The organism is Staphylococcus kloosii (genome assembly GCF_032139365.1).
GTDB lineage: Bacteria > Bacillota > Bacilli > Staphylococcales > Staphylococcaceae > Staphylococcus > Staphylococcus kloosii_A.
On record NZ_JAVTDB010000053.1, the window covers coordinates 38956 to 60131 of the forward strand.

The window sequence follows — 21176 nt, forward strand, 5'->3', positions numbered from 1 at the left end:
TAAAATACTTATAGAAATGGTATCATATTATAGCGTTACATATTAAAATAAAATAGATACATCTCACACTTATTAATATAGTGCAAATGAAAATATAAACTAAGAAAAGGTGAAAGTTATGGTTATTCAATGGTATCCAGGTCATATGGCCAAAGCCAAAAGACAAGTGACTGAACAATTGAAAAAGGTCGATGTCGTTTTTGAACTTGTAGACGCACGTATTCCTTATAGTTCAAGAAACCCAATGATTGATGAAGTAATACAACAAAAACCAAGAGTGGTTATTTTAAATAAAAAAGATATGGCAAATTTAGCAGAACTTGAAAAATGGGAAACTTATTTTAAAGAACAAGGATTTTATCCCGTTGCTGTCGATGCCAAGCATGGTAAAAATCTCAAACAAGTTGAACAAGCTGCAATCAAAGCGACCGAAGAAAAATTTGCAAGAGAACGTAATAAAGGTCTAAAACCGCGTGCAATTAGAGCGATGATAGTAGGCATACCCAATGTTGGTAAATCTACGTTGATAAATAAATTAGCCAATCGAGCGATTGCTAAAACGGGTAATACGCCGGGTGTAACGAAGCAACAACAATGGATAAAAATAGGTAAATCATTACAATTGTTAGATACTCCGGGAATACTATGGCCAAAATTTGAAGATCAGTTAGTAGGAAAAAAATTAAGTATCACAGGTGCCATTAAAGATAGTATTGTTCATTTAGATGAAGTGGCTATCTATGGTTTAGAATTTTTAAAAGAACATGATTATGATAATTTAGTAAAGCATTACAATGTAGATGTGGCAAAAGATGATGATAACTTAGCTTGGTTTGAAGCAATTGGTCGAAGACGCGGTATGTTACAAAGAGGGAATGAAGTGGATTACGAAGCGGTCATTGAGCTTATTATAAATGAAATCAGAAATGCAAAAATAGGTACTTATACCTTCGATGTATTTAGCGAAATCGAGCGTGATTATTTTGGCTAAACTAAGTATTGCTGAAGTCAAGGCATCTTTACTTCAATTTTTGACGGAAGAAGAAATAGATCAAAGCGAATTTGTTGAAGATGAACGTAAAGGTGTACAAAATGCCATTATTTCTAGGAAGAAGCAATTACAAAAAGAACAAGCATTGATTGATCAATACGCTGTTATGTCAGAGTTTGAAAATAATATTTTGGCAACTCAACCACAAGCATTGATTTGTGGCATTGATGAAGTAGGTAGAGGTCCTTTAGCTGGTCCTGTCGTTACTTGTGCCGTAATTTTAAATAAAGCACATCGATTTTTAGGATTAAATGACTCAAAGAAATTATCGGCAAGTAAGCGCAAAGAAATGGAACATAGACTAAAAAGTGAAGTGTTAGATTTTGCTTTTGGTGTGGCGTCTGTAACAGAAATAGATCAATTAAATATATATCAAGCAACTAAACTTGCAATGACACGTGCAATAGAAAATTTATCTAACAAACCAACACATTTGCTTGTAGACGCTATGGAATTGGATATAGATATACCTCAGCAATCACTCATTAAAGGTGATGCACGAAGCGTATCGATTGCCGCTGCTAGTGTACTAGCAAAAGAACATAGAGATGATTATATGCGCCAACTTGATGCTACGTATCCAGGATACGGATTTAGTAAAAATGTAGGCTATGGAACGAATGAACATCTTAAAGGCATAGACCAATTTGGTATTACAAAGGAACATCGAAAAACATTTGAACCAATTAAATCTATAGTTAACAATTCTTATTAAATAAAATAAATTACAAATAACTAGCGTCAAACAGTTTACAATAGCGCTTACATTTTCTATAATTGAAATGCACTTAACCTAAGAGGAGGATGGAGAATGAATATCCACGAGTATCAAGGCAAAAAAATCTTTCGTTCCATGGGCGTAGCTGTCCCAGAAGGACGCGTAGCATTTACTGCAGATGAAGCAGTAGAGAAAGCTAAAGAATTAAACTCAGATGTATATGTGGTAAAAGCACAAATACACGCTGGCGGTAGAGGTAAAGCTGGCGGTGTTAAAATTGCTAAATCACTATCTGAAGTAGAAAGTTACGCAAATGAGTTATTAGGAAAACAATTGGTAACTCATCAAACTGGCCCAGAAGGTAAAGAAGTGAAGCGCCTTTACATTGAAGAAGGCTGCGATATTCAAAAAGAATATTATGTAGGGTTTGTAATTGATAGAGCAACAGACCGTATTACGTTAATGGCTTCTGAAGAAGGCGGAACTGAAATTGAGGAGGTAGCTGCTAAAACACCAGAAAAAATCTTTAAAGAAACAATTGATCCAGTAACTGGTTTAGCACCTTATCAAGCAAGAAGAATCGCTTTCAATATTAATATTCCTAAAGAATCAATTAATAAAGCTGCGAAATTTTTAATTTCTTTATATAATGTTTTTGTAGAAAAAGATTGTTCAATCGTTGAAATCAACCCACTAGTAACAACTGGTGATGGTGAAGTTCTAGCATTAGATGCTAAAGTTAATTTCGATGACAATGCAATGTTTAGACATAAAGATATCCAAGAATTACGCGATTTAGAAGAAGAAGATCCAAAAGAAATTGAAGCTTCTAAATATGATTTATCATACATCGCATTGGATGGCGACATCGGTTGTATGGTAAACGGTGCAGGCTTAGCAATGGCTACGATGGACACAATTAACCATTTCGGCGGAAATCCAGCTAACTTCCTAGACGTAGGGGGCGGCGCTACTAAAGAGAAAGTTACTGAAGCATTTAAAATCATCTTAGGTGATGACAATGTTAAAGGTATCTTTGTAAATATTTTCGGTGGAATCATGAAATGTGATGTTATCGCTGAAGGTATCGTAGCTGCAGTTAAAGAAGTAGAACTTACTTTGCCGTTAGTTGTACGTTTAGAAGGTACAAATGTTAAAGAAGGTAAAGCAATTCTTAAAGAATCAGGACTAGCTATCGAACCAGCCGCGACTATGGCTGAAGGCGCACAAAAAATTGTAAAGCTTGTTAAAGAAGCGTAAGGAAAGGATGGGAGCACTAAGATGAGTGTATTTATAGATAAAAATACAAAAGTAATTGTACAAGGTATCACAGGGTCTACTGCCCTTTTCCATACTAAACAAATGTTAGAGTATGGTACACAAATTGTTGCAGGTGTTACACCAGGTAAAGGTGGACAAGTTGTCGAAGGTGTACCAGTATTCAATACGGTAGACGAAGCTAAAGAAGAAACGGGTGCAAACGTATCAGTAATTTACGTACCGGCACCATTCGCGGCAGACGCTATCTTAGAATGTATTGATGCAGAACTAGATATGGCTATCTGTATTACTGAGCACATTCCAGTTGTAGATATGGTCAAAGTTAAACGTTATTCAGAAGGTAAGAAGACTCGCGTAGTTGGACCAAACTGCCCAGGCGTTATTACAGCTGATGAATGTAAAATTGGTATTATGCCGGGTTACATTCACAAAAAAGGTCACGTAGGTGTTGTTTCACGTTCTGGTACATTAACTTACGAAGCAGTTCACCAACTAACTGAAGAAGGTATTGGTCAAACGACTGCTGTAGGTATTGGTGGCGACCCAGTAAATGGAACTAACTTTATTGATGTATTAAAAGCATTTAATGAAGACGATGAAACACACGCAGTAGTTATGATTGGTGAAATCGGTGGTACAGCAGAAGAAGAAGCTGCTGAATGGATTAAAGCCAACATGAGCAAACCGGTTGTCGGCTTTGTGGGTGGTCAAACAGCACCACCAGGAAAACGTATGGGACACGCTGGTGCCATTATTTCAGGCGGTAAAGGTACTGCCGAAGAAAAAATCAAAACACTTAACGATTGTGGTGTAAAAACTGCTGATACTCCTTCAGAAATTGGAACTACTCTAATTGAAGCAGCTAAAGAAGCAGGAATATATGAACAATTATTAACTGTAAAACAATAATATATTATGTTTAGCACAAATTCTGGCATATCCAGAATTTGTGCGTTTTTATATATGATTTTAATATTTTAACAACGGCTAGTGAATATTACTCCTTACGTTTTGATAACAATTAAGAAATGAAAATGTAATAAGTTTACTTTATTTTACGTTTTATAATGGCATTAAAAGGAGGTATTTATATGGCCCAATATACCTATTTAAAATTATTAGCCGCAGGTTTTACGACACTTCAAATATATAAAATCATAGCAATTGCACCACATTTTTTAGAGGCCTCGAGAGATGAACAATTTGCTATCTTAAATCATTTTGTCCGATTACATAAAAGTAAAGTTCTTAGTACGTCAGTTACCATATTTAATAACTTAAATACTGAAAAGATAAGAACAAACTTAGCCATGGATAAAGTGAATTTTATTGCTATTAATGACTATCGTTATCCAAGGTTATTACGTGAAATACCAAATCCACCAGTTATTTTATATTATAGAGGGAATATAAAATTGCTTAATTATTTTTCGTTACTTGGCGTTATTGGCTCGAGAAAAGCGACCGAATATACAGATCAAGCGTTACATTATTTATATCCAGCATTGTTACAGCAAAAGATAGGTATTGTATCAGGATTGGCAAAAGGTGCCGATCACAGAGCCCTTAAACTAGCCTTGGACTATGGTTTGCCAGCAATAGCTGTATTAGCATTTGGTCATTGTCGTCATTATCCAGCGATAACACGAACGACTAGAAATCAACTTGAACAATATGGTTTAGTGATAAGTGAATATCCACCTCAAACAACTATTAAAAAATATTACTTTCCCCAGCGTAATCGTTTGATCAGCGGTATTGCTAAAGGGGTATTAATTACAGAATCTGAAATGCATTCTGGCACACACATTACTTTAGAATATGCATTAGACCAAAATAGAGAAGTATACGTCATCCCAGGTAGATTTTATGATCGACTGAGTGAAGGTAACATGATAGCAGCACAACAAGGCGCTAAAATTGTTATGAAGCCCGAAGATATAATAGATGATTTTAATTTGGCTATGTAATTGATTTAACAATTTATGGTAATTGAGTTACTACTTATAAGAATTCTTAGTCATTTCCTACTTAATTTTAGTTTAATTAGTGTACTATAATATGTTACTAAAAATAGAGTTGTAATTTAAAAACATTGACAAAGTCAAATTAGACCGTTTATTATTTATCTTTGTAAATTAGATATGCAAGGGGGAACTACTTTGGCAGAAAATTTAGTCATAGTTGAATCGCCTGCAAAAGCTAAAACTATTGAAAAATATTTAGGTAAAAAATATAAAGTTATCGCCTCAATGGGCCATGTAAGAGACTTACCTAGAAGTCAAATGGGTGTAGATGAGGAAAACGATTATGAGCCGAAATATATAACAATCCGCGGCAAAGGGCCAGTTGTCAAAGACTTAAAGAAACATGCTAAGAAAGCAAAAAATATTTACTTAGCAAGTGACCCCGACCGTGAAGGTGAAGCGATTGCTTGGCATTTGGCTAACATATTAGACTTAGAAGACACAAGTGAAAATAGAGTTGTATTTAACGAAATAACTAAAGATGCAGTAAAAGATAGCTTTAAACATCCACGTGGTATTGAGATGGAACTCGTTGATGCACAACAAGCTAGGCGTATTTTGGATAGACTAGTTGGTTATAATATCTCACCAGTATTATGGAAAAAAGTAAAAAAAGGTTTATCAGCAGGTCGCGTTCAATCTGTTGCCTTACGTTTAGTTATCGACCGTGAAAATGAAATTAGAAATTTCAAACCGGAAGAATATTGGAAAATTGAAGGGGAATTTAGATATAAAAAATCTAAATTCAATGCCAAATTTCTTCATTTAAAAAACAAACCATTTAAATTAACGAATAAAGATGATGTTGAAAAAATAACGACTCAGTTAGATGGCGATCAATTTGAAGTAACAAAAGTTACAACTAAAGAAAAGACACGTTATCCATCAAATCCATTCACGACATCAACATTACAACAAGAAGCGGCACGTAAGTTGAATTTTAAAGCACGAAAAACGATGATGTTAGCTCAACAATTATATGAAGGTATTGATTTGAAGAAACAAGGTACCGTTGGTTTAATTACTTATATGCGTACAGATTCAACACGTATATCTGATCAAGCAAAAGCCGAGTCAAAAACATATATCGAAGAAACATATGGCAAAGAATATACTTCTAATCGTAAGTCTAAAGGTCAAGGTGACCAAGATGCCCATGAAGCAGTAAGACCAACAAGTACATTGCGTACGCCTAGCCAAATGAAGGATTATTTAACGCGAGATCAATACCGTCTTTATAAATTAATATGGGAACGCTTTGTGGCGAGTCAAATGGCGCCAGCTATATTAGATACCGTAGCCATGGATTTAACGCAAAATGACTTGAAATTCCGTGCTAATGGACAAACGATTAAGTTCAAAGGTTTTATGACGCTATATGTTGAAGCTAAAGATGATAGTGACGACGGACAAGATAACAAATTACCTAAAATAAACGAAGGAGAAATGGTGACAGCGACAAATATTGAACCTTCTCAACATTTCACACAACCACCTCCACGTTATACTGAAGCACGATTAGTTAAAACATTAGAAGAATTGAAAATTGGACGACCGTCAACTTATGCACCGACAATCGATACAATTCAAAAACGGAACTACGTTAAAAATGAAAGTAAACGCTTTGTACCTACAGAGCTTGGGGAAATCGTTAATGAACAAGTTAAAGAATATTTCCCTGAAATTATCGACGTAGATTTTACTGCTAATATGGAAACTTTATTAGATAAAGTTGCCGAAGGTGAAATCGAATGGAAAAAAGTAATTAGAGATTTCTTCAATAGTTTCAAACAAGATGTTGAACGTGCAGAAGAAGAAATGGAAAAAATTGAAATTAAAGATGAACCAGCTGGGGAAGATTGTGAAGTTTGTGGCGCACCTATGGTAATTAAAATGGGGCGTTACGGTAAGTTTATGGCTTGTTCTAATTTCCCAGACTGTCGCAATACAAAGGCAATTGTTAAATCAATAGGCGTTACTTGTCCGAAATGTAAAGAAGGAGAAGTAGTAGAACGCAAATCTAAGAAAAACAGATTATTCTATGGTTGTTCTAAATATCCTGATTGTGACTTTATAAGTTGGGATAAACCAGTAGGAAGAGATTGTCCTAAATGTAATGAGTACCTTGTAGAACGTAAAAAAGGTAAAGCAAGCCAAGTGGTTTGTTCAAACTGTGATTATAAAGAAGCAGAGCAAAAATAAATATATTGTCACAATTTATCGTTGTAATGTTAAAATAATAACATTACTAATGAAGTAATTGATAAAGATATAAATTAAAGCAACTAACGGCAAAATATAGTATATTGCTATTGACATTGTCGTAGTTGCTATTTTAATGTAATGGAGGAAATACATGATGGAAACAGTTAACGTTGTTGGCGCTGGATTAGCTGGATCAGAAGCGGCTTATCAACTTGCGCAAAGAGGCGTAAAAGTGAATTTAATTGAAATGCGACCTGTGAAGCAAACGCCTGCACATCATACAGATAAATTTGCCGAGTTAGTTTGTTCTAATTCATTAAGAGGCAATGCTTTAACGAACGCAGTAGGTGTATTAAAAGAAGAAATGAGACGTTTAGATTCTTTAATCATTAAAGCGGCAGATAGTGCTAGAGTACCGGCTGGTGGCGCATTAGCTGTAGACAGACATGATTTTGCTGGTTATATTACTGAAACGTTGAGAAATCATCCTAATGTAACGGTACTTAATGAAGAAGTTAATAGTATTCCAGAAGGCTATACAATCATTGCCACTGGTCCGCTTACAACTGATAAGTTAGCTCAGGAAATTGTTGACGTTACAGGCAAAGATCAACTTTATTTCTATGATGCGGCTGCTCCAATTATAGAAAAAGATACAATAGATATGGATAAAGTTTATTTAAAATCTAGATATGATAAAGGTGAAGCAGCATACTTGAATTGTCCGATGACTGAAGAAGAATTTAATCGCTTTTATGATGCTGTACTTGAGGCAGAAGTAGCACCTACAAATGAATTTGAAAAGGAAAAATATTTTGAAGGGTGTATGCCTTTTGAAGTAATGGCAGAACGTGGAAGAAAAACATTGCTATTTGGTCCAATGAAACCAGTAGGACTTGAAGATCCAAAAACTGATAAAAGACCATTTGCAGTCGTACAACTAAGACAAGATGATGCAGCTGGCACTTTATACAATATTGTTGGGTTCCAAACGCACCTCAAATGGGGCGCACAAAAAGACGTTATTCGTTTAATTCCCGGCTTAGAAAATGTAGAAATCGTACGTTATGGTGTCATGCATAGAAATACATTTATTAATTCACCAGATGTATTATCCGAAACTTATGCGCTTAACGGTAGAGAAAATTTATATTTTGCAGGTCAAATGACCGGGGTTGAAGGTTATGTTGAAAGTGCAGCAAGCGGCTTAATTGCCGGAATTAATGTAGCACATAAATTACAAGATAAAGCAGAAGTTATTTTCCCTAGAGAAACAATGTTGGGTAGTATGGCTTACTACATTTCTCATGCTAAAAATGAAAAAAACTTCCAACCTATGAATGCTAACTTTGGATTGTTGCCAGCTTTAGAACAGCGCATTAAAGATAAAAAAGAACGTTACGAAACGTTAGCCAATAGAGCATTATCATATTTAGATAACTATAAAAAAACATTATAATTTGAAAAGATGAATAGGCTATTCTTCGAAAAATTTTGATAATTGAACACAATTTAATAGTTATTTTTAGCAGTCCCCTCCAACAATGTGCTACAATGCAAAATGATGGAGGGGTTTTCTAGTGGAACAAATTCAAGAAGCTTATCTTTATATGCTAAAAGTTGAAAAACAATTTTCTAACCACACATTAAAGTCTTATTATGATGATATACATCAATTCAATGACTTTTTACAACAAGAACATTTGGATTTAAATTCATTTGAATATAAAGATGCGCGTAACTTTTTAAGTTTTTTATATTCGAAAAACTTGAAAAGAACAACTGTTTCTCGTAAAATTTCTACGCTAAGAAGTTTTTATGAATATTGGATGACGCGAGATGAAAGTGTTGTTAACCCATTTGTTCAGCTAGTACATCCAAAAAAAGAACAGTATTTACCCCACTTTTTTTATGAAGAAGAAATGGAAGCTTTATTTAAAACGGTGTCGACAGACGCTAAAAAAGGTTTGAGAGATAGAATCATATTAGAACTATTATATGCAACTGGTATACGTGTTTCTGAGTTAGTAAACATTCGTGAACAAGACTTAGATATGAGTTCACCAGGTGTTAAAGTTTTAGGTAAAGGTGATAAAGAAAGATTTATACCTTTTGGTGAATTTTGTAAGCAAAGTATTGAAGCCTATCTATCGCAATTCAAACCTAAATTAAATAGTGATCATAATTTCTTATTAGTTAACATGAAAGGTGACCCAATTACTGAAAGAGGCGTGCGTTTTGTATTGAATGATGTAGTCAAACGTACTGCTGGTGTTACTGATATACACCCTCATAAACTACGGCATACCTTTGCCACTCATATGTTAAATGAAGGTGCAGATTTAAGAACAGTACAATCGTTATTAGGACATGTTAATTTGTCGACCACAGGTCGCTATACTCACGTCTCTAATGAACAATTAAGAAAAGTATATTTAAATGCACACCCTCGTGCGAAAAAGGAGAATTAGAATGAGTACATCAATTCATGCCACGACAATATTTGCAGTTCAACATGATGGACATTGTGCGATGGCCGGTGATGGCCAAGTTACTCTAGGCGAACAAGTAATTATGAAACAAACCGCGAGAAAAGTAAGAAGATTGTATGAAGGAAAAGTATTAGCAGGATTTGCAGGAAGTGTTGCTGATGCTTTTACATTGTTTGAAAAATTTGAAACTAAATTACAACAATTTGGTGGTAATTTAGAACGTGCAGCAGTTGAACTAGCTCAAGAATGGCGTGGTGACAAACAATTACGCCAATTAGAAGCAATGTTAATTGTCATGGATCAATCATCTATACTTGTTGTCAGTGGCACAGGAGAAGTTATTGCACCTGATGATAACTTGATAGCAATTGGTTCTGGTGGTAATTATGCTTTGAGTGCTGGTAGAGCATTGAAAAAACATGCAACAAATCTTAGCGCAAAAGAAATGGCTTATGAAAGTTTAAAAGTTGCTGCCGATATTTGCGTATTTACAAATGACCAAATAGTTGTAGAAGAACTTTAAAAATACTTAACCTTAGTTATAGATAGAATAATTAATAGTTAACGTACACGAAAACAAGCAAAACAGCTTATTGTATTTGAGATGGAGGGTATTATTACTATGGTTGAAAATGGCATAAAATTAACGCCGAAAGACATAGTTTCAAAATTAAACGAATATATCGTAGGTCAAGAAGACGCCAAGCGCAAAGTTGCGATAGCGTTAAGAAATAGATATAGAAGAAGTTTACTTTCTGACGAAACAAAACAAGAAATTGCACCTAAAAACATTTTAATGATTGGCCCTACTGGTGTAGGTAAAACAGAAATCGCTAGACGCATGGCGAAAATTGTAGGTGCACCTTTTATTAAAGTAGAAGCAACTAAATTTACCGAAGTAGGTTACGTTGGTCGTGACGTCGAGAGTATGGTACGAGATTTAGTAGATGTTGCTGTTAGGTTAGTAAAAGAAGAGAAAAAAGCATTAGTCAAAGACGATGCAGAGAAAAAAGCTAACGAAAAATTAGTGAAACTACTTGTACCAAGTATGAAGAAAAAAGCGAGTCAATCTTCAAATCCTTTAGAATCTCTACTTGGTGGTAATATGCCAAACTTTGGTCAAAACCAAGAAGATGAAGAAGAAGCACCAACTGAAGAAATTAAAACGAAGCGTTCAGAAATTAAGCAACAACTGTTAGCAGGTAAACTTGAAGAAGAGAAAGTTCGTATCAAAGTTGAACAAGATCCTGGCGCAATGGGGATGCTAGGTACTAATCAAAATCAACAAATGCAAGACATGATGAACCAATTAATGCCTAAGAAAAAAGTTGAACGTGAAGTACCTGTTAAAACAGCACGTAAAATTTTAACTGATGAGTTTGCAGATGAATTAATTGATCAAGAGACTGCTAATCAAGAAGCGATTAAACTTGCTGAAGAAATGGGCATTATATTTATTGATGAAATAGATAAAGTTGCTACTAACAATCAAAATTCTGGCCAAGATGTTTCACGTCAAGGTGTACAACGAGATATTTTACCTATTGTTGAAGGTGGCATGGTTCAAACAAAATATGGTACTGTAAATACTGAACATATGCTATTCATAGGCGCAGGTGCATTCCATGTATCTAAACCGAGTGACTTGATTCCAGAATTGCAAGGCCGTTTCCCAATTCGTGTAGAACTAGAAAGCTTATCAGTTGAAGATTTCGTCAGCATATTAACAGAACCTAAATTATCACTAATTAAACAATATGAGGCGTTACTATTAACTGAAGATGTCACAGTTAAGTTTACTGATGAAGCAGTTAAACGTTTAGCCGAAATTGCACATCAAGTAAACCAAGATACTGATAATATTGGTGCAAGACGTTTACACACGATATTAGAAAAAATGTTAGAAGATTTATCGTACGAAGCACCTAATATGCCGAATGCAGTTGTAGACATCACACCACAGTATGTTGACGACAAACTAAAATCAATTTCAACGAACAAAGATTTAAGCGCGTTTATACTATAAAACCAAAGATAAAGGAGAGACAAAATGAGTTTATTATCAAAAACGAGAGAATTAAATACACTGTTACAAAAGCATAAAGGTATAGCTGTAGACTTTAAAGATATGGCACAAACAATTAGTAGCGTTACCGTAACGAATGTATTTATTGTATCAAGAAAAGGTAAAATATTAGGTTCAAGCTTAAATGAACTATTAAAAAATGAACGTATTATTCAAATGCTAGAAAATCGACATATTCCAAGCGAATATACTGAAAAGTTAATGGACGTGAAAGAAACACAATCTAATATTAGTATTAATGATGTACTTACAGTATTTCCACCTGAAAATGAAGATTTATTCAAAGATAGCAGAACAACAATCTTCCCATTATTAGGTGGAGGAGAGCGTTTAGGTACACTTGTACTAGGACGTGTTCATGATGACTTCTCTGAAAATGATTTAGTGCTAGGTGAATATGCTGCCACTGTTATCGGTATGGAAATTCTACGTGAAAAACATAACGAGGTAGAACAAGAAGCACGTGATAAAGCAGCAATCAATATGGCTATTAATTCCCTTTCTTATTCAGAAAGCGAAGCCATTGATCATATCTTTGAAGAACTAGGTGGCAAAGAAGGGTTACTTATTGCATCTAAAGTTGCAGACAGAGTGGGTATTACAAGATCTGTAATTGTTAATGCGTTAAGAAAGTTAGAAAGTGCGGGGGTCATTGAATCCCGCTCACTCGGCATGAAGGGGACTTTTATTAAAGTTAAAAAAGAAAAATTCCTTGATGAATTAAGTAATATTAAATAATATTCTTTCATAAAAAAGCGACAGTAATAAATATTTTGCGAGTCGTTTTTTTATTATGAAATCTGGCGAAATTAATTTATTGCGTAGTTATTATAATTGTGGTATATTAGTAAACGGCTATTGAGCCAATACACACACAAAGAGTAGAAGTATAAAGGGTGCGAAATAATTTATTTCGTGTTTATATGAGCTTTTTGTGGAGGTAAAAAACCATTAGGAGGATTTAATCATGGCAGTAATTTCAATGAAACAATTACTAGAAGCAGGTGTTCACTTCGGTCACCAAACACGCCGTTGGAACCCAAAAATGAAAAGATACATTTTCACTGAGAGAAATGGTATCTATATCATCGACTTACAAAAAACAGTTAAAAAAGTAGAAGAAGCTTATAACTTCATTAAACAAATTTCTGAAGATGGCGGACGCGTTTTATTTGTAGGTACTAAAAAGCAAGCACAAGAATCAGTTAAAGCTGAAGCAGAACGTGCTGGTCAGTTTTACGTTAACCAAAGATGGTTAGGCGGAATTTTAACTAACTACAAAACAATCTCTAAACGTATCAAACGCATCTCTGAAATTGAAAAAATGGAAGAAGATGGCTTATTCGAAGTATTACCTAAAAAAGAAGTTGTAGAACTTAAAAAAGAATACGACCGTTTAATCAAATTCTTAGGCGGTATTCGTGATATGAAATCAATGCCTCAAGCATTATTTGTAGTTGACCCTCGTAAAGAGCGTAACGCAATTGCTGAAGCACGTAAATTAAACATCCCTATCGTAGGTATTGTGGATACAAACTGTGATCCTGATGAAATTGATTACGTTATCCCAGCAAACGATGACGCTATTCGCGCAGTTAAATTATTAACTGGTAAAATGGCAGATGCAGTCTTAGAAGGTCAACAAGGTGTATCTAATGAAGAAGTAGCAGCAGAACAAAACATTAATCTTGAAGAATCAACTGAAACTGAAGCTACTGAATCAGCATCAACTGAAGAAAACACTTCTGTTGAATCAAACTAAGAATAATGTAAAATGGGTGATAAGATAATGAGGCTTATCACCCTTTTTTAAAATAAATAATAAATTTATGAAATAATGGAGGAATATTAAATGGCAATTTCAGCTAAACTTGTTAAAGAATTACGTGAAAAAACTGGCGCTGGTATGATGGACTGTAAAAAAGCGCTAACTGAAACAGACGGTGACATCGATAAAGCAATCGATTATCTACGTGAAAAAGGTATCTCAAAAGCAGCTAAAAAAGCTGACCGTATCGCGGCAGAAGGTTTAGTACATGCGGAACAAAAAGGAAACGACGCAGCAATCGTAGAAATCAACTCAGAAACTGACTTCGTTGCTCGTAATGAAGGTTTCCAAGAATTAGTTAAAGAAATTGCAATCCAAGTGCTTGAAACAAAAGTAAATACAGTAGAAGAATTATTAGAAACTAAATTATCTGACGGTAAAACAGTTGATGAACGTATGAAAGAATCAATTGCTACAATTGGTGAAAAATTAAGTATCCGTCGTTTTGCAGTTAGAACTAAAACAGATAACGACGCTTTCGGTATTTACAAACACATGGGTGGACGTATTGGCGTACTTAGCGTTGTTGAAGGAACAACAGACCAAGAAGCTGCTAAAGATGTCGCTATGCATATCGCGGCAATCAACCCTAAATATGTTTCTTCTGATCAAGTAAATGAAGAAGAAATCGCACACGAAAAAGAAGTGCTTAAACAACAAGCATTAAATGAAGGTAAACCAGAAAATATCGTTGAAAAAATGGTAGAAGGTCGTTTACGTAAATATTTACAAGAAATTTGTGCAGTTGACCAAAACTTTGTTAAAGATCCTGACCAAACAGTTGAAGCTTACTTAAAATCTAAAGGTGGTAAGCTTGTTGACTTCGTACGTTATGAAGTAGGCGAAGGTATGGAAAAACGCGAAGAAAACTTCGCTGATGAAGTTAAAGGACAAATGAAATAATTTTTCATAAGTGTTGAACAAGAAAGAAGACACCTTTTGTGCCTCAGTATAAAAGATAAACTTTTGTATAGGTCCAACTCACGTGTCTTCTTTACTTGTATCATTTACATATATTTTCAATAGAGAGGATAAGACGATGGCTGATACTTCAAAATTCAAACGTGTTGTTTTAAAATTAAGTGGTGAGGCACTTGCGGGAGATAAAGGTAGCGGTATTAACCCTATGATTATTAAAAGTGTCGCTAGACAAGTAGCTGAAGTTGCAAAAATGGATTGTGAAATTGCTGTAATTGTTGGCGGTGGCAATATTTGGAGAGGTAAAACAGGTGCGGATTTAGGTATGGACCGTGGTACTGCGGACTACATGGGCATGTTAGCAACTGTTATGAACGCGCTAGCATTACAAGACAGCCTAGAGCAACTAGACTGTGATACACGTGTCTTAACTTCAATCGAAATGAAACAAGTGGCAGAACCATACATTAGACGTCGTGCTATTAGACATTTAGAGAAGAAAAGAGTTGTTATCTTCGCTGCTGGTATCGGTAACCCTTACTTCTCAACAGATACTACTGCTGCCTTACGTGCAGCTGAAGTTGAAGCAGATGTTATCCTAATGGGTAAAAATAATGTAGATGGTGTATATTCTGCTGACCCTAAAGTCGATGCGAATGCTATTAAATATGAGCATTTAACGCACATCCAAATGTTACAAGAAGGCCTACAAGTAATGGATTCTACTGCTTCATCATTCTGTATGGATAACAATATTCCTTTAAATGTGTTCTCAATCATGGAAGAAGGCAATATTAAACGTGCAGTGATGGGCGAAAAAATAGGTACGTTAATTACTAAATAATCAGAGGTGTAAAATATGAGTGACATAATTAATGACACGAAAAGTAAGATGAAAAAATCAATCGATAATTTATCAAGAGAATTAGCGAACATTAGTGCCGGACGTGCTAATTCAAATTTATTAAATGGCGTAACTGTTGATTACTATGGTGCACCAACACCAGTTCAACAATTAGCAAGCATCAATGTGCCTGAAGCACGTTTACTTGTTATTTCTCCCTATGATAAAAGCTCTGTTGGAAATATTGAAAAAGCTATCAATGCGGCTAACTTAGGCGTAAATCCTTCAAGTGATGGTGAAGTTATTAGAATTTCTGTACCAGCACTTACTGAAGAACGTCGTAAAGAATTAGTTAAAGAAGTAAAAAAAATCGGTGAAAATGCTAAAGTAGCAGTAAGAAACGTTCGTCGTGACAGTAATGATTCTTTGAAGAAACAAGAAAAAGACGGTGACATTACTGAAGATGACTTAAGATCACAAACAGATGATATACAAAAACTTACTGACGATTCTATTAAGGAAATCGATAATTTACTTGAAGATAAAGAACAAGATATTTTATCAGTATAATCATGGTAAGACTGTGCCAAAAGTGATTTGTACAATTCATGACGTTTTTTAAAACTAATCTATTATAATATGGGCAATTTAAGTTTGTATTACAGTAATTAGTTTTGTGAAGATAGTGGACTGTATCAAATAAGACTTTGGTACAGTTTTTTCTTTGTTTATGTAATGTACAGTTTTAGTATGATAAAATGGTAGATAATTGTATAAAGAACCTATTATAATATACAGAGATGATCATGCTCGGAGGAAATACCATGTTTAAAAACCTTAAAAAGAAGAATAAAACACCTTCAAATCATGAAAATAATGATTTGGACATACATAACATACCTCAACATGTTGCAATCATAATGGATGGCAATGGTCGCTGGGCAAAACAACGTAAACTGCCGAGAATTAAAGGTCATTATCAAGGTATGCAAACCGTAAAATCAATCACAAAAGCTGCGAGCGATATGGGATTAAAATATTTAACACTTTATACATTTTCTACAGAAAATTGGTCTAGGCCTGAAAATGAAGTGAATTATATTATGAGCTTACCAGTAAATTTTTTGAAAACTTTTTTACCCGAACTTATTGAAAATAATGTTAAAGTTGAAACGATAGGTATTTTAGAAAATTTACCTAAGTCTACACTAAAGGCAATAGAAAAGGCGAAGACCGATACTCAGAATAATACAGGTATGAAATTAATATTTGCGATTAATTATGGTGGGCGTGCTGAAATTGTACATAGTGTGAGATCGCTGTATGAACAATTAATAGCAGAAGGTGCTAGTTCCGATCAAATTGACGAAAAATTAATCTCAGATCATTTATTCACTCATAATTATCCTGATCCGGATTTATTAATTAGAACTTCTGGTGAACAGCGCATTAGTAATTTCTTAATTTGGCAAGTTTCATATAGTGAATTTATCTTTAATGAAAAATTATGGCCCGATTTTGATAAAGAAGAACTAACAAAATGTATAAAAATTTATCAGTCACGCCAACGACGTTTTGGTGGACTATAAAGTTAGGAGAATAGTATGAAAGTTAGAACTTTAACTGCAATAATAGCTCTGATTATCTTCCTTCCTATATTACTTAAGGGCGGATTTATACTAATGCTATTTTCATATTTACTTGCTTTTATAGGTTTAAAAGAATTATTAAATATGAACATGATTAAATTTATGTCAATTCCAGGATTAATTTGTGCGCTTGGAATATTGATTATAATGTTACCTCAAGATGCCGGGACATGGATTGATAATTTCCAACTTAAATCGCTTATAGCAATTAGTTTTATCTTGTTAAGTTATACTGTATTGTCTAAAAATAGATTTAGTTTTATGGATGCGGCCTTCTGTCTAATGGCTGTTGCATATGTAGGTATTGGATTTATGTATTTATACGCAACACGTTCTGAAGGATTACATTATATTTTATATGCCTTTCTAGTAGTGTGGTTAACAGATACAGGTGCATATATTTTCGGCCGTTTAATGGGTAAACACAAATTATGGCCAGTAATCAGTCCAAATAAAACGATTGAGGGTTTTATTGGTGGTTTAATTTGTAGTTTATTAGTACCGATTATTATGTTGATTTTTGTTGACTTTAATATCGCTGTTTGGTTATTACTAATCTGGACTGTTGTACTAAGTGCATTCGGACAGCTTGGTGATTTAGTAGAATCAGGGTTTAAACGTCATTTTGGAGTGAAAGACTCTGGAAGAATATTACCTGGTCATGGTGGTATATTAGATCGCTTTGATAGCTTTATGTTTGTCTTACCACTAGTTAATATTTTACTTATTCAAGCGTAATGATGTGACTAATTTATTACTGCTAGCGAGCATATACATACAAATTAATGTCACGATTGTATAATGGAATAAAGTTGTCGAGCAGGAGTTAATGAGGTAAAATAACTACATCATTTGAGTAGTTATTTATTTCTTAACTCCTTTTCACAAGTTGTAAAAACTTATCCCTAATAACACTAATGAAATGATATAACCATATATAAATGTAAAAGTTACGTCTAACTAGTTTTAAATTATTGTAGATAAATATTAACTGCTAACTTTTACACTTTATGCGACTAAATTAATCAAACACGAGGTGTATATAATTGAGTTTCTTAGTAACAATATTTGCTTTTATTATCGTCTTTGGCGTATTAGTATCCGTACATGAATACGGACATATGTTTTTCGCCAAACGTGCAGGAATCATGTGTCCAGAATTTGCAATAGGAATGGGTCCTAAAATTTTCAGTTTTAGAAAAAACGAAACACTCTATACGATTCGCTTATTACCTGTTGGTGGTTATGTACGTATGGCTGGTGATGGTTTAGAAGAACCGCCAGTAAAACCCGGCATGCATGTTAAAATTAAATTAAATGAGCAAGATGAAATCACACACATCATTCTAGATGATCAGCACAAATTCCAACAAATCGAAGCAATCGAAGTAAAACAATGTGATTTTAAAGAAGGTTTGTTTATTGAAGGTGTTGGTTCAGATGATGAACGACATCATTATCCAATCGCGCATAAAGCATACTTTGTTGAAAATGGTAGTTTAATTCAAATTGCTCCAAAAAACAGACAATTTACTTACAAAAAGCCATACCAAAAGTTTTTAACATTATTTGCTGGACCTTTATTTAACTTTTTACTTACATTAGTTCTATTTATTGGCTTGGCTTATTATCAAGGTACGCCAACTACGACAATAGGTCATTTAGCAGATAATTATCCCGCACAAAATGCAGGGCTAAAGACTGGTGACAAAATAGTAAAAATCGGTGATCAAAAAATCACTAAGAAACAACAAATAAATGATGAATTAAATAAAATAAAAAGTAATAAAACTGATGTTACAGTAGAACGTGATGGTAAAGATAAGACAGTCGAAGTTACGCCTAAAAAAATTGAACAAAAGATAACTAAAACAAAAACTCAAACATCATATATTTTAGGATTCCAACCTAAAAATGAGCATTCCGCATTTAAACCATTAGTAAGTGGTGTCGAACAAACAATACATGCAGGTAAATTTATTTTCACTGCTATCGTTAGTATGATCGCTAGTATTTTCACAGGTGGATTTTCATTTGATATGTTAAATGGTCCGGTCGGTATTTATCACAACGTTGATACTGTCGTTAAAACTGGCATTATTAATTTAATTAGTTGGACTGCATTATTAAGTGTTAACTTAGGACTAATGAATTTATTACCAATTCCTGCATTAGATGGTGGACGTATATTATTTGTTATATATGAAGCAATATTTAGAAAACCAGTAAATAAAAAAGTTGAATCAGCAATTATTGCAGTAGGGGCTATTTTTGTTCTTATCATCATGGTCCTAGTTACATGGAATGATATTCAACGCTATTTCTTATAACGAGAGAGGAGTAAAAGTGTATGAAGCAATCTAAGGTTTTTATACCAACTATGAAAGAGGTACCTGCCGGCGCAGAAGCACTTAGTCACAGACTATTATTAAAAGCAGGGCTCATTAAACAAAGTACTAGTGGGATTTACAGTTATTTACCATTAGCCACTCGCGTATTAAATAAGCTTGAAGCAATCATACGTGAAGAAATGGAAAGTATCGATGCAGTCGAAATTTTAATGCCTGCATTACAACAAGCTGAATTATGGGAAGAATCAGGGCGTTGGGGTTCTTATGGCGCTGAACTTATGCGTTTAACAGACCGTCACGGTCGTGAATTTGCGCTTGGACCTACCCATGAAGAAGTCGTGACATCTATCGTTAGAGATGAGTTAAAATCCTATAAACAATTACCCCTGACTTTATTCCAGATTCAATCAAAATATCGTGACGAAAAGCGTCCACGTTTCGGGTTATTGCGTGGTAGAGAATTTATAATGAAAGACGCTTATTCATTCCATGTCGATGAAGCATCTTTAGATGCAACATATCAAGATATGTATGAAGCATATAAAAGAATTTTTTCACGTTCAGGTATCAATGCACGTCCTGTGTTAGCTGATTCCGGCGCTATCGGTGGTAATCATACACATGAATTTATGGCTTTAAGTGATATTGGTGAAGACACTATCGTTTATAGTGAAAATAGCGATTATGCGGCAAACATAGAAAAGGCTGAAGTTGTTTATGAACCAAATAAAAAACATCAACCTGTAGAAGTATTAGCTAAAATTGAAACGCCTAATGTACATACGGCGCAAGAATTAGCTGATTTCTTAAATAGACCATTAGATGAAATAACTAAATCTATGATTTTTAAAGTCGACGGCGAATTTATTATGATATTAGTTCGTGGTCATCATGAAATTAATGATGTGAAGTTAAAGTCATACTTTGAAACTGACAATATCGAACTTGCAACGCAATCAGAAATCGTTAATTTATTAGGTGCGAATCCAGGTTCATTAGGTCCGATATTTGATAAAGATATTAAAATATACGCAGACAACGCATTACAAGATTTAAATAATATTGTAGTTGGAGCGAATGAAGACGGCTATCATTTAGTGAATGCTAACATTGGTAGAGACTTTGACGTTGATGCATATGGTGACTTTAGATTTATTTTAGAAGGAGAATCACTTGCAGATGGTTCTGGGAAAGCGCATTTTGCTGAAGGTATTGAAGTAGGACAAGTCTTTAAACTTGGTACAAAATATTCAGAAGCAATGAATGCGACAATTTTAGATAATCAAGGTAAAGCAAAACCATTATTAATGGGCTGTTATGGTATCGGTGTTTCTAGAACATTAAGTGCTATTGTAGAACAAAACAATGACGACAATGGTATCATTTGGCCAAAAGCAGTTACACCATTTGATTTACATTTAATTACGTTAAATCCTAAAAAAGATGAACAACGTGAATTAGGAGATCAGCTATACGCTTCCTTGAAAGATTCATTTGATGTCTTATACGATGACCGTAAAGAACGTGCTGGCGTTAAATTTAATGATGCAGATTTAATTGGTTTACCAGTTAGAGTTGTTATCGGTAAAAATGCAGCAGAAGGCATAGTAGAAGTGAAAAGAAGAGATTTAGGCGAAAGTGAAGACGTTCACGTTGATGATTTATTAGATTATGCAAAAGCGTTATATGAAAAAGTTAAATAACAGGACAAGCAGAGCGATTAATA

The 21176-nt window shown here is 34.2% G+C and carries 19 protein-coding genes; all 19 read left to right on the forward strand.

All coding sequences use genetic code 11. The features are described from left to right. Window positions 1–118: 118 nt before the first annotated feature. Window positions 119–991, forward strand: coding sequence for a ribosome biogenesis GTPase YlqF (ylqF, locus tag RPL90_RS06905; protein WP_313547192.1), 873 nt, complete (start codon window positions 119–121; stop codon window positions 989–991). Continuing rightward, window positions 984–1766 (forward strand): ribonuclease HII, encoded by a 783-nt coding sequence (locus tag RPL90_RS06910; protein WP_313547194.1) that lies wholly within the window; start codon window positions 984–986, stop codon window positions 1764–1766. Before ylqF ends, RPL90_RS06910 begins: the two co-directional genes overlap by 8 nt. A gap of 96 nt (window positions 1767–1862) precedes the next feature. Beyond that, the gene (gene sucC / locus RPL90_RS06915; RefSeq protein WP_313547196.1) at window positions 1863–3029 is read left to right on the forward strand and encodes an ADP-forming succinate--CoA ligase subunit beta; all 1167 of its coding nucleotides are present in this window, start codon (window positions 1863–1865) and stop codon (window positions 3027–3029) included. Between the two features lie 21 nt (window positions 3030–3050). Then, on the forward strand, window positions 3051–3959 hold the full coding sequence (sucD, locus tag RPL90_RS06920) for a succinate--CoA ligase subunit alpha (protein WP_313547198.1): 909 nt from the start codon (window positions 3051–3053) through the stop codon (window positions 3957–3959). Window positions 3960–4141: 182 nt separating this feature from the next. Then, complete coding sequence (locus RPL90_RS06925) at window positions 4142–5020, forward strand: DNA-processing protein DprA (RefSeq protein WP_313547199.1); 879 nt, start codon at window positions 4142–4144, stop codon at window positions 5018–5020. 174 nt (window positions 5021–5194) lie between these two features. Beyond that, window positions 5195–7279 carry a type I DNA topoisomerase gene (gene topA, locus RPL90_RS06930; protein ID WP_313547201.1) on the forward strand — a complete coding sequence of 695 codons (2085 nt, stop codon included), beginning with the start codon at window positions 5195–5197 and terminating at the stop codon, window positions 7277–7279. 154 nt (window positions 7280–7433) lie between these two features. Continuing rightward, entirely contained in the window at window positions 7434–8741 is a 1308-nt protein-coding gene (trmFO, locus tag RPL90_RS06935; RefSeq protein WP_313547203.1) for an FADH(2)-oxidizing methylenetetrahydrofolate--tRNA-(uracil(54)-C(5))-methyltransferase TrmFO, read from the forward strand. A 121-nt stretch (window positions 8742–8862) separates the two neighbouring features. Beyond that, the gene (gene xerC / locus RPL90_RS06940; RefSeq protein WP_313547205.1) at window positions 8863–9753 is read left to right on the forward strand and encodes a tyrosine recombinase XerC; all 891 of its coding nucleotides are present in this window, start codon (window positions 8863–8865) and stop codon (window positions 9751–9753) included. A gap of 1 nt (window position 9754) precedes the next feature. Continuing rightward, window positions 9755–10297, forward strand: coding sequence for an ATP-dependent protease subunit HslV (gene hslV / locus RPL90_RS06945; RefSeq protein ID WP_048794070.1), 543 nt, complete (start codon window positions 9755–9757; stop codon window positions 10295–10297). 99 nt (window positions 10298–10396) lie between these two features. Beyond that, window positions 10397–11800 (forward strand): ATP-dependent protease ATPase subunit HslU, encoded by a 1404-nt coding sequence (hslU, locus tag RPL90_RS06950; protein WP_313547208.1) that lies wholly within the window; start codon window positions 10397–10399, stop codon window positions 11798–11800. A 24-nt stretch (window positions 11801–11824) separates the two neighbouring features. Next, complete coding sequence (gene codY, locus RPL90_RS06955; RefSeq protein ID WP_313547210.1) at window positions 11825–12598, forward strand: GTP-sensing pleiotropic transcriptional regulator CodY; 774 nt, start codon at window positions 11825–11827, stop codon at window positions 12596–12598. Between the two features lie 229 nt (window positions 12599–12827). Further along, complete coding sequence (rpsB, locus tag RPL90_RS06960; RefSeq protein ID WP_061854836.1) at window positions 12828–13622, forward strand: 30S ribosomal protein S2; 795 nt, start codon at window positions 12828–12830, stop codon at window positions 13620–13622. A gap of 90 nt (window positions 13623–13712) precedes the next feature. After that, a complete protein-coding gene (gene tsf / locus RPL90_RS06965) occupies window positions 13713–14591 on the forward strand; it encodes a translation elongation factor Ts (protein WP_313547212.1) in 879 nt (292 codons plus the stop codon). Between the two features lie 136 nt (window positions 14592–14727). After that, window positions 14728–15450, forward strand: a complete 723-nt coding sequence (gene pyrH, locus RPL90_RS06970; RefSeq protein WP_061854834.1) for a UMP kinase — start codon at window positions 14728–14730, stop codon at window positions 15448–15450. Between the two features lie 15 nt (window positions 15451–15465). Continuing rightward, a complete protein-coding gene (frr, locus tag RPL90_RS06975) occupies window positions 15466–16020 on the forward strand; it encodes a ribosome recycling factor (RefSeq protein ID WP_313547213.1) in 555 nt (184 codons plus the stop codon). 254 nt (window positions 16021–16274) lie between these two features. Next, window positions 16275–17039 carry an isoprenyl transferase gene (locus RPL90_RS06980; RefSeq protein WP_313547214.1) on the forward strand — a complete coding sequence of 255 codons (765 nt, stop codon included), beginning with the start codon at window positions 16275–16277 and terminating at the stop codon, window positions 17037–17039. Between the two features lie 15 nt (window positions 17040–17054). Continuing rightward, window positions 17055–17837, forward strand: coding sequence for a phosphatidate cytidylyltransferase (locus RPL90_RS06985; protein WP_313547216.1), 783 nt, complete (start codon window positions 17055–17057; stop codon window positions 17835–17837). A 308-nt stretch (window positions 17838–18145) separates the two neighbouring features. Beyond that, the gene (gene rseP, locus RPL90_RS06990) at window positions 18146–19429 is read left to right on the forward strand and encodes an RIP metalloprotease RseP (protein ID WP_313547217.1); all 1284 of its coding nucleotides are present in this window, start codon (window positions 18146–18148) and stop codon (window positions 19427–19429) included. A 20-nt stretch (window positions 19430–19449) separates the two neighbouring features. Next, window positions 19450–21153, forward strand: a complete 1704-nt coding sequence (locus tag RPL90_RS06995; RefSeq protein ID WP_313547219.1) for a proline--tRNA ligase — start codon at window positions 19450–19452, stop codon at window positions 21151–21153. Window positions 21154–21176 lie beyond the last annotated feature (23 nt).